This window comes from Flavobacterium sp. PL02, assembly GCF_035013205.1.
Classification (GTDB): Bacteria; Bacteroidota; Bacteroidia; order Flavobacteriales; family Flavobacteriaceae; genus Flavobacterium.
Genome location: NZ_JAYGJP010000004.1, coordinates 255,072 through 268,207 on the forward strand (window position 1 = coordinate 255,072; position 13,136 = coordinate 268,207).

The window sequence follows — 13,136 nt, forward strand, 5'->3', positions numbered from 1 at the left end:
GTTTGGTAATTCACTAGAAAAGATTCAATTGACAATTATTATTTCTTAGACTTATCGCTTAATGATTTTCCAAAATCTCTCCATATTTGGAATTCTTCTGGAGTTAGAATTGATTTTTCTTTTACAGATATCTCTTTTCTCCAAGCTTGTAGTTTTTCTTTTTTTTGTTCTTCGGTAAGTGTTGCATCTTCTTTTATTGCTTTTTGAGTTTTTCCATTCTCTGCAATTAAATTATGCATTTTGAGTTTGTTTTCATCACTAAGTTTCATGACTGTAAAAATGGAATCTCTTAACATTTTCATATTTTGAGGTTTACTTTGTCCAAATGTAACTGTAGTCATTAAGGCGAAGCTTAATATCAATAGTATGTTTTTCATAATCATAATTTTTATTAGATTGATTTTTTTAAAATGCAAAAGCTAAAGCAGCTGTTTGACTTCCTACTAATTCTTTTGGTATTTCTATCACAACAGAATCTCCTTCTTGTTTCCAAACCACATTTTTACCTGTAGAAATTAGTTTTATTTTTTTTCCATTTGTTGGGATATTTCCTTTCCATTTTAATGTTGCAGGAATGGTTGTTCCTTCTTTTATACAAGAAATAGCATATTTCTTTTTCCCATCTTTTGATTGTGTAAACCAAGTCGAACCATCGTTATAGTTTTCAGTGATTCGTGTTCCATAAATGGCTTCACCATTTACTTTAAGCCAAGCACCAATTTCTTCTAATGGTTTATTAATATATTCTGGAAATTCACCTTCAGCGGTTGGTCCCCAGCCTAAAAGTAGGTTACCACCTTTGGCTACAACTTCTGCCAACGTTTGGATTATCCAAGTACCTGATTTTATTGGAGCCTTTTTTGTATATCCCCAACCTTTAGCTATGGTAAGACAAGTTTCCCAAGGATCTTTTAATTGTACTTTTGGGATAGTTAATTCTGGTGTGCGATAGTTTTCATAAGATCCATGTACGGTTCTGTCTACTACTAAAATCCCAGGTTGTTTTTCTCTTGCCATTTTAGCTATTCTAGGCATATCTACATCTTGCGGATAGGGAGGATAGTAGGATTTGCTACTTTGTACATATGATTTTTCCATTTCTCCTGGCTGAGGATTTCTAACCCAACCACCATCTAACCATAAAATATCTACTTTGCCATAGTTGCCTAAAACTTCCCCTATTTGATTGTAAGTGAAATCTTTAAATTTTTTCCATTGTTTTGGAAATTCGTTTGTGTTATAATTTGCATTACGATTTACTGTTGCAAAACGTGGCCACCAAAAATATTCTGAATGCCAATCGGGTTTAGAAAAATAAGCGCCAATCATCATACCTTGTTTGCGATATGCTTCAAAAATATATTTGGTTACATCGGCTTTTGGGTTGTTTGCAAATGGCCCATTGGTAACTTTAAAATCGCTCTGTTGAGTATCGAACATCGAATAGCCTTCATGATGTTTGGTAGTAAATACCAGATATTTCATTCCTGCATTTTTAGAAATTTCAGCCCATTTTTCGGGATTAAATTTAACAGGATTAAAGCTTTTTGATTGATCCCAATACCATTTTTTATATTCTTCGTATGTTTTTGTAGTATCTCTTCTTTTCCAAAGTTCGTTAACTAAAGGCCACGATTCATTCATGGCGGTTATACTGTAAAGTCCCCAGTGTAAAATAACTCCAAATTTTAAATCCTGCCATTTGTCTAATTTTTCACGAACTAATGGATCTGTAGGATATTCGTATTCGCCAGAAGCTTCGTGAACATCTACTTGTGCTTGCCCATAAAGTGGAAGAAAAAAAATGACTAATAAAACTATTATTCTACGCATAAGTTTATAAATTAATATTTAGGATTCTGACGCGTAATTGACTTATTTACATCTGTTTCATTTTGAGGAAACGGATATAATTCATGCTTACCGCTTACAAAGTTTGTTACAGATGGATAAAAATAACCCGAACGAATCAGTTTTACTGCTGCACTTGTCTCGGCTATTTTATCTGCCAAAATTCCCCATCTTATTAAATCGGCTCTACGCATACCTTCGTTACTAAGTTCCCAAGCTCTCTCTTGTTGTAATGCTTTAAGAAAATTAGCTTTGCTTAATCCTGTTGTAAGATTCATTTCTGTAGTTGTTAGTTTTGGTAAAACTCTTGCTACAGCAGTTGCTCCAGAACCTTTTCCGTCTACACTGGTAATCGTTACAGTAGGCTCAGATGTATATCCATCTCCTGAACGTAACATACCAATTGCACTAATACCACCACTCGCTAGTGTAACTACTGCAGCCGCAGCATCGGTACCACCGCCACCAGTAATTTTTATTAAAACATTGGCTGCCGATGTATATCCTGTTCCTTTGTTTTTTAAATCAATAGCAATTCTGCTACCTGCTATATCACCACCAAAAGCTCTTTTTCTTACCTGATTAATGGCATCATAAGCAATAGTATTTGGTCCTTCATTTAATTCATTTTCTACTTCGGCACGCATTAACAATAAGTCTGAATAACGCATCACCACCCAGTTTATATGGGTATAAGATCTCTCTTGCGTAGAATTAGTTTGATATTCTCTATTCCATTTTGCAGCTGTCCAGCTTTCGTCTTGTTTTGCGGTTAAAAGGGCTACTTTATTTCCCTGTGCATTAATTGTATAGGTTGCTATAGAGAAATCTCGTCTTTGATCTCCTTCGGTAAAGCTATTATAAAATGGTTTTGGTACTAAGCATCTGCCTATACTAGTAGGATAAACTCCGTTTGATGTTAATGCTCCATTAAAATATCCAACCCAAGATCCGTTCTCTTTTGCTCCGGCAGAATTAAAAAATGCAACCTGAAAAATGTTTTCGGTAGGTTCCAAAACGTGCAGACATTGGTTTTTAAATACTTTAGAATAAGATGGGTTTAATTTATATGGATTTTGCGCCATAATATCATTAATTTCCTTTTGTGCTAATTGGTAATATTCTTTGTAATTAGCTGGGCGTTTGATCGTTCCATCTGCATTTAAGGAATATCCCCCTGCAAAAAGAGCTACTCTGGCAAGCATGGCTTTTGCAGCCCATTTATTAACGCGTTCATCTACTGGTGTTTGAACTGGCAAGACAAGCGCAGCTTCTTGCATATCTTTTATGATTTGTGTGTATATTTCATAACGATCTACAAGTCCTCCTCTAAGATTATCTCCTGGTTGTGAGCTTTTTGTTTTAAAAGGAACATCTCCCCATAAACGTACTAACTCTGAATAGTAAAAACCACGCAAAAATTTTGCTTCACCAATCATTCTGTTTAGCTGATCTTTTTCAGCTTGACTTCCATTTAAATACGAATCCATTTTAGGTATTCTCTCAATCACCACATTTGCTCTGTCTATACCTTCGTATAATTTACTCCATACGAGGTAGAATGTGTTTGTTTGAGAAATTCCCTGGTAATGTGCTACAGTACGCCAATCATCAGAACCTATTCCGCTTAATTGACCAATATCTGTATCGGCATCAAAAGTTAAAGACATATTCCAACCATAACTATCTACAGATGACATTGGCTCATAAACTCCTAATGTTGCCATATAGGCTTCATTTATATTACTAAAAAAAGCATCCGTTGTAAAGTAGGAGTATGGTGTTACTTCTAGTTCTTTTTCGCAAGAATTAAGCGGTAATAGTAGGCAAGTTATCCCAGCTATTGCGATTGTTCTAAAGGAAAATATATATTTTTTCATTTTTTTTAACTTTAAATTATAGTGAGATATTTAAACCTGTAAGGAAGGTTTTGCTTCTTGGATAAGCACTAAAATCGACTCCTCTTGTTATGGCGCTATTTATAACACTTACTTCTGGATCATACCCTGAATATTTGGTAAATACGTACACATTATTAGCAGTAAAATAAATTCTTAAGTTTGAAATTTTCGTACTACTCAACCATTTTTTCGGAAAAGTATATCCTAAACTTATATTGTTGATTCTCAAGAATGAACCATCCTCTATAATATCACTATACAAACGTCCTGTTGAATTACCATTAAAAGCAGGATTCTTTTTCCCAGCATTTAGAGCTTCTAGTTCGGCAGGATTAGTAACACGTTGTCCGCTTGAATTAATAGTTGTCCATCTATCAGCATATACCGCAAATGTGTTTAGGTTTTCCTGATTAAGCCTTGAATTGTTTAGCATATTTGCATTATAGATATCATTACCTACTGAGAAATCTAAAAATATACTAAGATCTAATCCTTTGTAGCTAAATGTATTATTTAAACCTCCTGTATATTTAGGATTAGAATTTCCTATTGCAGTTCTGTCAAGATCATTAATTACACCATCTGGCACACCGTTTGGCCCGCTAATATCTTTAAATTTTATAAATCCAGGTTGTACCACAACATTATCGCTAACCACCCCCGATTTTAAAGTATAGGTATTAAGCGTAGGGTTATAATCAAAATCACTTACCTGATACAAACCATCTCTTACATAACCGTACATAACTCCAACTGGTCTTCCTACTTCAAGTATATAGTCATTTGCATTGGTGTAACTATTTGTTATTAAAGAGTTTTCTCCTTCGCTTAAAGCAAGTACTTTAGTCTCATTAAAGGCGATATTAAAACTTGTATTCCAACTAAAATCGGCTTTTTTGATGTTTACAGTATTCAATGTAAATTCTAAACCACGATTAGAAGTTGCTCCAATATTCTGAAACTGTTTTTTAAAACCAGAGCTTGCTGGTACACGTGTGTTATAAAGTAAATCTTTAGAACGGTTTTCATATACCTCGGCTGTAAGTGAGATGCGTTGTTTAAAAAATCCTAAATCTAAACCTATATTAGTCGATTTTGTAGCTTCCCATTTTAATTGTGGGTTAGGAATATTATTTTGATACGCTGTAATATTTGATTGATTATTAATAGGGTAGGATCCTAAATTAAAAATACCTAATGCTGCATAATTTGCAATTCGGTTGTTTCCAGCTTCACCATAACTTACACGAAGTTTTAAATCTGAAAATTCAGGTATGCTTCTCATAAAATCTTCTTCGATAATTCTCCATGCAGCAGATACTGAAGGAAAATAACCCCATCGGTTATCTGCACCAAATTTTGAAGATCCATCGGCTCTTATACTTGCTGCAAATAAATATTTATTCTTGAATGCATAACTTGTTTTTGCAAAAAATGACAACATTTTATCATCCTCAGCATATGATGTTGGGATTCCGGCAATTGTACCTAATTGTAATTTATCCCATCCTAAGTTTACATCTGGAAAAGCACTTGCACTTGCATTAATTCCTTCAGAATAATTATAAATATATTCCTGACCTGCTGTAACATCAAACTTATGATTTTTAGCAAAGGTATTACTGTACGTTAGGACATTGTTATAGTTTAAACGGTTAGATGTGGTGTAAGTAACTCCACCATTAGGTCCGCCGCTTCTGATAGCCTGAATACCTCTGGCATCGTTAAAATATTTGTCGCTATTATTATTATCTGTATAACTAACTAATCCGCGATATACCAACTTAGGAGTTAAATTATACTGAAGTTGAAAATTCATATTAAGAGACTTTTTAATCGCTTCTCTTTTCTGACTATCTATTGTAATTGATGGACTCTGAAATATAGGTGAATCCTGATTATCAAATGGATCTACAACAAGGGTTTTAAGATCTTCATCTACACCATTTTTCCCTATTGTAGGGCGGTATTGTAGCAAAGTTTGCAACATACTTAATCTTGCATTTCCACCTTCGCCTGTATCTAATCCTGTTATTTTTTGATTGGAATAGTTAACAATTGCGCTAACAGTTAATTTTTTACTCACATTATGAGTTACTGCCAATTTTGCAATATTTTTTACCGATTCGCTTCCTAGCATGATACCCTGATCATTATTTACAGAATAAAAAGCATTGAAGTTAGTTTCGCTTCCGCCACCACTAAAACTTATTTTATGATATTGAGTTTCTACAGCTTTTCCGAAAATTTCGTCTTGCCAGTTAATACCCGGTCTGTTTTGATAAAGAGATGCTAATTCATCATATGTTCCAAAATTTTTCGTGAATTTCTGCAATTTTGCATCGTCAGTCGCTCCTTCATACATTAATTGAACATAATCATACGGATTCATTACGTCAAGTTTTCTGGCAATCGTTTTTATTCCTCCATAAGTATCATAACCAATTGTAAGTTTTCCGCCTTTTGGTTTTTTAGTCGTTATAAGAACAACTCCGTTTGCACCTTGAGCTCCATAAATAGAAGTAGAGGAAGCGTCTTTTAAAACATCTACAGATTCTACATCTGTTTGATCAATAAAGCCTAACCCGCCAGTTTGAGCCACTCCATCTACAACATACAATGGTTCGTTACTTTGTGTAATAGATGTTCCTCCTCTAATCCTTAACGAAGGTTCAGATCCTGGCGTTCCATCGGCCATTGTAACTTGCATACCTGCTATACGACCTTGCAAAGCTTGCGCAACGTTTTGCACTGGCATTTTTGCAATTTCTTCACCTTTTAAAGATGATATAGCTCCCGTAAGATTTTTTCTTGATTTTGTTCCGTAACCTACAACAACTACTTCGTCTAGATTATTAGCATCATCTACTAATTTTGTATTTATAGTTGTTCTGTTTTTTACATTTATTTCTGCAGTTTTGGTTCCCATAAAACTAAATACCAATGTTGCATCTGGTTTTACTTTAATTTGATATTCTCCATCCATAGATGTAATCGTACTGTTTTTAGTTCCCTTTTCGTAAACTGTTGCTCCTGGCAATGGTAATTGTTGGCTATCAGTTACAACACCCTTTACGGTTATAGTCTGTCCGTACGTAACTTTACAAACTAGTAGCAACAAAAATAAAAATATAGTCCTTTTCATATTTTTTGTTTAAACTGGAATAAGTTTTACCCTCTTATTTCCTAATTGATATTATTTAAATTGATATTCGATTTTGATTTATAAATTTTGTTATTTCTCAAAAGATATTCATCAAATAATTTTTCATGAGCTTTATAGAAACTCTAAATTAGTTTTTATCATAAGTTGGGTTTTTAGTGTTAGTTAATGTGGTTATTTTTTTTTAATCAATTATTGAATTGTTATCAGTTTAATAAATTATAACAATTTGTTAACTGGGAGAAAAACGCTGGGGAGTTTTGCGTCTGGTAAATAAAAACGGAGGTGTGTTGGTTTATTCATTTTGTGGCTTATTTAAATTTGATTTTGGTTTAACAAAAACAAATATATACATCAAGGGTACATCAATGTTTTGAATACGTCCAAAATACTATTGAATTTGATTAATACGCCCTTTAAACAAAGGAAAAACAAGAAAAAACTTAAACTATTTTTGCTTCAATTTTTGAAGAAAACACCGCTATTACTGGACAATTTTGAGATAGAAAGTAGGGGAGAATGGTTAAATAAAATTTAATGAAATGTTAAGCAAATTTGATCAATAGAAGCAATTAAGTACTACTTTTATTGCAATTTTGATTGAGAATTTGATATTACATTTCTCTTTTTTATATGGGATTGATTTTTTTAAATCTATTTAACAATAAATAATTCAAAATTTTAGAAAAATGAAATTCTGATGAGTTGTTTCCTGCTCATAAAGTGCCTTTTTTAGGTGCAGATTCCGCAAAGTTTTACGAGTTTTTCTATTAATTTTATAGCGCAGATTGTCTATATAGGCACGCGGATTAAACTGATTCGCTAGGGCGAAAACACAATCCCGAAGCGTCGGGGCGGATTTTTTTCAAATAACTATTTTATTTTTCGCCTACGTTTTTAGCTCCAAATAACCACAAAATTGTCATCCTTACGAAGGAAGACACGAGCGATAGCAAACTGGCGAAGCAATCTCCGCAAGTAACTTGATATACAATGTCCATATTAGTACGCGGATGACGCGGATTCGCTAGAGCGAAAACACGGATAAAAACTGATTTTCTCTCATCACAATACAAAGTTTCTGACGAGATTTAGATTGTTTTAAAATCCGTCCCGACGCTTCGGGATCAGCGTCTTTACTTATGTAAATCTGCGTCATCCGCGTACCATTTTAGCTCACAGATATGTTTGAGACATAAAAAAAGCGCCTAAAAATTACTTTCTAGACGCTTTAACAAATTGAACTACTTGTTTATAATTAGAATGATTTAGTCATTCAAACTAGCTTTTATATCACTTTTTTTACCATCAATGATAATACTCAGGTCTATGTTTCCTTTTTCAAAATCATTACCTGTATTTGGTTTAATACTGATTTCAGGAGCTTTATTGCCATCGTAAGGATATACAACACTTATAAATTGTTGTGTTTTGTCATCATTCTTTGGTTTCTCGAAAGCAAAAGCTGGTCTTGCCGTTTCCTTTGCGTATGAATAGGATACTTTTCCTTCTTCTTCGTTAAGAATAACTTTATCACTATTTAATGACTGAATTAATAGGTTGTTACCATCTGCATATGTAGTATATACTCTATTATTGGCTTTATCATAAACAGGTTTACTATCTTCTTTTAACTGAAAATGTACTCCTAAATTCCCTGTTGCTTTACCTATTGCTTTATCAATTATTATAAAATATTTTTCGTTGATAAAAAGTACACTACGCTCGTGGTTTAAACTTGTATAACTAGGGTTTGTATACGTTAGTATATCCAGGTTTTTACTCGTTTTCCATTTCTTTTGCTCCGCTTTGGTAATAACCATATTCTGATTATCTAAGGTAAGCGTACTATGAACTCTTGTTTGGCGGAACCAATTTCTCATTTTGGTAACTTCGGCATCTCCGCTGTAAATATAACAACCACTATCTGGTGTAAAATTGCGTCCTTTTACCCAAAGTTCAAAAGTTCCGTTATCAGGTTGTGCATGAAATTCTGCAGGTGGTCCAGCTTTTAAAACTAGTATGGTTGCTTTATTATCCCATCCGTTTCTAAACGTATAAAAACCTCCATTTGGGAATGCATTCGATAGATAATCAGGTAATTTACCTGATGCTCCTTCTGTAGCATAATATTCGATAAGCCCATCTTGAGGGAACATTTTTGACCAACTTGAAAATTGTTTGATTCTTACTTTTTTATCAACAACCCAAGTATCACCAAACATAGGATAGTTATAGTCAGGAAAAGATATATTGGCTGTAACATAAACCATCTTTTCGATTGTTTTAATGTAGGATTCTGGAAATTCCTTTTCTACACCCGCCATTTTTGCAGAATTATATGCTTTTGTAAAAATTTCGATACAACCTACATGGTACGTTGGTGAAAGTTCCCATTGTACACCATCGGCAAATACTTGTAGTTTTATTTCGCGGTTCAGGATTTCGATACCGCTTTTACGCCATTCTTCAGCTTGTTTAAATTCAGGAAAAAATGCTCCTGCGCCTAATACACGCTGTGCTTCAAACAATAAATGATTTCCTTCTTTACTATAATGTTCAGGGATATAAGCTGTTTGCTTATTAAAGCTATTTAAAAATTCTAATAAGAATGCTGGAGTAAAGTTTGGCGAAACTACAAATAAATTAAATGTTCCAGGAAAACTCTGTATACGCTCAGAAACTTCTAACGGACGCCAAGCGATACTATCATTTCCTTTAGATCTTCCTAAATAATTTTTCTTTTCCCAATCGCGAAACTGGAAAACCCATTCTTTGGCATATTTCTCATCTCCGCTTACGCGATATGCCATTCCCATAGATTGCCACCAAGTTACGCGGTGTAATTGCCAGCGAATTTCATTGTCTTTTATAGGCCAATAATCCCAATCGATATCTTTGCCATAGTCAAAAAATCCATATCCTTTATGCGGCTGAAATTTATGTAATAAGGCATTGTCTGCTTTTTCCTGATTGGCTTTGCCAATATCTTTTCCTCTAAAACGGGCTTCATCACCAACATTAAAATCAGGATGTTTGATGTTTTTACGATTGCGGTAATAAGTAAGTAATTCTTTGGCTGCATCATCATACTTTGCTTCAGTAAAAAGTTTGTTTACTTTTTCTAAACCGGGATAGGCAAGATTAATGTTGTCAAAACTTGCCTTGGTAATAGGCGCTTCTTGTGCATTGGTTAAGCAAAATGTCATTAGCATAAAAAATAATGCTGCTGTTCTTTTTAAATTTATCATTGGTTTTTAATTAAATAGATTTAATTTCTGTAATAATTAAGTAGCTATTTATATTGATATTTTACGTCAAAAATAGCTTCTTAATGTCTTTATTTATTCATTAAATTGATTAATGTTTTTATTTATTGTTTTATCAGTTTTACTGTTCTTTTATTGTTACCCTGATGTATTTCGGCAAAATATATTCCTGAATTAAGATCACTCCCTAGTACAATTGTTTGATTATAATCGGATTTTAAAGTCTTTATTTTTCTTCCTAAAGCATCAAATACAAGTACATAAATTCCTTGTGTAGAATTTCCTTTTACGTTTATCTTAAAGTCTGTTTGCGTTGGGTTGGGAGCAACAATTACTTTTAATCCGTTTGCATCTTCGTCTTTAGGATTTTTAGTTCCTAGAGATGAGTTTATCAATTCTGTTTGTATAGTTAAACCGTTAATAGTACTAAAACTAATATCGGTATTAGTACCATTAATAGCCGCTGTTACATTATTTGTTGGCGATGTCAAAACCCAATTACCTGCAATAGTAAGTGTAACAACATCGGTTTGTGGTTCTCTGTTTAGTATTGCGTTTTGACCACTAATCTGGCTCCATTTATAAGTTTCGGTAGCTGATAATAACCCCAGATTTGGATTCGTAAGACTTACTTTTAATTTATTTCCTCCATCTGTTTTTTGAGTCATTACTACAGCTGGTTTATTTACACTTATCACTGCATCATAAGCAAATACAGTCGTTGGGTTAAAAATAACGTAACTAAATATTGCGTCTGGTACATACTCAACAATATGCGCCTGATTATTTTGTTGATGAATTTTAAAATAAGAAGCAAAATTATTAGCCAGTTGTTGTGTCGCCGTTTGACCTCCTTGCATTACAATTGCATACTGAAATTTCCCAGCAGTAGGAGCAATACCATGATTTATGTATGCTGTAGCAAAATTACCTGTAGTATTAACCGTATTGGCATTATTACGAGAGATTTGTGCTGATCTGGTAACTGTAATAGCCTCGGTATTGCCAGGATTTGCAGGAATTACATAACCATTTCCAATTGCATCGGTTGCCCAAAAATCACCACCAGTTTGTGTAATCGTAAAACTAGTTCCTGTAGCAGAATTTCCATTTACGTAAGTAGGAGTGTTGGTATCTGCCAGAGCAGTTTGAAACAAAGTAGTATGAATAGGAAAGGTTCCGTTTGTGTCCTGAATATTAGAGCCTAAACAAAGTATGATATCCTTAAAAAAGAAATTAGATTTTAAGGCTGTCATTCCTGTTGCGGAATTAAAATCTTTATAATCCATACCAAAAACTCCATTATTATCAAGAGATGCATGAGCCAGAAAAGACTTTCCGTTCATTTCTCTCATTGTACCAATTGCGAGTGTACTTAACGGAAGATATGCTACTGTTGTTCCAGGTACGTGCGACCAATCCCAGCCATTTTCTATATAACCATTTGTAGCACGGGTCATTTGGCTTCCTTTTGTAAGTAACTCCAAAGCTCCTGCAGAAGTGTATCTTCCAAAAACATTTTCGGTACTCGAATTCTCAAAATGCCAAATATGCTTGCTTGTTCCTTTTGCACTTACCTGAAATCCGTTATACTTATGAACGCTTAATCCCGCATACGGAAAACTAAACTGTGCTTCGGTTATTTCGGGAAGAGGAGTAAGTCCTGAGTTTAAAGTTTGCAAAATATCCATTACACCACTAGGAGTATAAATCATGGTAATCGATAAGGCATTCTGTCTTAACAAAGCAGTATTAGCAGTTACAGATATATCCCAAAGTCGTACAAACTCTCTTCCTGCATCTTGATTACTAGCAGGATCTGTTACATACAAAAATGCCAAAGCTTGTCTTAAATCATTTATTGCATCAGTATTAGTAGGGAATCTTCCGGCAAGTCCTAAAGGCATTTCGAAATCTTTACTGAATTTGCTATAGTTTAAAATAGCACTTTTTAAATTGCTTTGTGCTTCTGTGTTTAATTCATACGCCGAATTTTTCAGCATCATATTCATGATAGAAGATTGCTGTAAAGCCTCTACACCATAGGTGTTAGCATACGCTCCTCTGTGATGATAAGTAATAAAATCGGGTTTAATACAATCGTTCCATCCATTGCCGATTTTTAAGGCATTATTAATAAATCTCTTTAGGAAATCCATATTAGCAAGTCTGGAATTGTCTGAATCATCCTGAGCCAAAACATAACAAAGTCGTTGTTGAACTGACGAACGAATAACATCTGTATTAAAACCTGGATTTGTAAAATTAAACGGTTGAAATTCTGGCGCTATAAAAGCGGTAAGCGCATTAAGTGCTCCCATATGATGCGTAAATTCTCCTGCTGCAACTAGTTCGTCTTTCATCAAGAAAATTGCTGTTGCATATCCCGAAGAACGCAGGCATACACCATGACCACTGGTAATAATCTCTTCGGTAGCAGGAATTGAGACGTAATCAAAATTGGTTGTACTACTTATTCCTTTTGCTTTCATATAATTAAAAAGACTCAGGATTATATCTCTAAGTGCCGGACTATGATAATCTGGATTAGGAGTGGTACTTGAACCTTTTAACTGATATAAAAATACAAGTCTAATTAGTTTTTGTTCTACAAGAATCTGATATGCATTTTGATCTGCACTTACAGTAAAATTCCAAACAGGTCCCGGATTAGCAAAATTATATGCAGATAGATTTTTGGCTGCAATTCCGTTGCTCAGGAATCGGCTGTATCTTTCATTAACTTGAGTTTTCGAATAATCAAGATTTTCTCCCGTAAGCCAATTTCTATATTTTGTTTTAATACTATTTATATCACTCATTTGAGCGTACGAAAAGTTGAATACTATGGCAATTAGCCATCCGGATAAAAATAATTTTTTACGCATAAGATTATTTATTAAATAGTTTCATTTATTATTTTCTGTATTCTTAGCCATTCATCCGTTATCA

Annotated in this window: 6 protein-coding genes; all 6 read right to left on the reverse strand. The window is 33.8% G+C overall.

The annotated features are described in order from the left end of the window. Positions 1-38: 38 nt before the first annotated feature. The 6 genes from SHI72_RS14480 to SHI72_RS14505 all read right to left on the reverse strand — a co-directional run bounded on the left by SHI72_RS14480 (position 39) and on the right by SHI72_RS14505 (position 13,072). Positions 39-377, reverse strand: coding sequence for a hypothetical protein (locus SHI72_RS14480; RefSeq protein ID WP_323490408.1), 339 nt, complete (start codon positions 375-377; stop codon positions 39-41). 28 nt (positions 378-405) lie between these two features. Continuing rightward, on the reverse strand, positions 406-1,833 hold the full coding sequence (locus tag SHI72_RS14485; RefSeq protein ID WP_323490409.1) for an alpha-L-fucosidase: 1,428 nt from the start codon (positions 1,831-1,833) through the stop codon (positions 406-408). A gap of 11 nt (positions 1,834-1,844) precedes the next feature. After that, a complete protein-coding gene (locus tag SHI72_RS14490; RefSeq protein WP_323490410.1) occupies positions 1,845-3,731 on the reverse strand; it encodes a RagB/SusD family nutrient uptake outer membrane protein in 1,887 nt (628 codons plus the stop codon). A 16-nt stretch (positions 3,732-3,747) separates the two neighbouring features. Continuing rightward, positions 3,748-6,897 (reverse strand): TonB-dependent receptor, encoded by a 3,150-nt coding sequence (locus SHI72_RS14495; RefSeq protein ID WP_323490411.1) that lies wholly within the window; start codon positions 6,895-6,897, stop codon positions 3,748-3,750. A 1,286-nt stretch (positions 6,898-8,183) separates the two neighbouring features. Beyond that, positions 8,184-10,166: a heparin-sulfate lyase HepC gene (gene hepC / locus SHI72_RS14500; protein WP_323490412.1), complete on the reverse strand. Its 1,983-nt coding sequence runs from the start codon at positions 10,164-10,166 to the stop codon at positions 8,184-8,186. 122 nt (positions 10,167-10,288) lie between these two features. Further along, positions 10,289-13,072, reverse strand: coding sequence for a chondroitinase family polysaccharide lyase (locus SHI72_RS14505; protein WP_323490413.1), 2,784 nt, complete (start codon positions 13,070-13,072; stop codon positions 10,289-10,291). Positions 13,073-13,136: the final 64 nt, after the last annotated feature.

Bases quoted from the DNA above. Each gene is read 5' to 3' on its own strand.
- SHI72_RS14480 (WP_323490408.1), bottom strand. From the start codon at position 377: ATGAAAAACATACTATTGATATTAAGCTTCGCCTTAATGACTACAGTT.
- SHI72_RS14485 (WP_323490409.1), bottom strand. From the start codon at position 1,833: ATGCGTAGAATAATAGTTTTATTAGTCATTTTTTTTCTTCCACTTTAT.
- SHI72_RS14490 (WP_323490410.1), bottom strand. From the start codon at position 3,731: ATGAAAAAATATATATTTTCCTTTAGAACAATCGCAATAGCTGGGATA.
- SHI72_RS14495 (WP_323490411.1), bottom strand. From the start codon at position 6,897: ATGAAAAGGACTATATTTTTATTTTTGTTGCTACTAGTTTGTAAAGTT.
- hepC (WP_323490412.1), bottom strand. From the start codon at position 10,166: ATGATAAATTTAAAAAGAACAGCAGCATTATTTTTTATGCTAATGACA.
- SHI72_RS14505 (WP_323490413.1), bottom strand. From the start codon at position 13,072: ATGCGTAAAAAATTATTTTTATCCGGATGGCTAATTGCCATAGTATTC.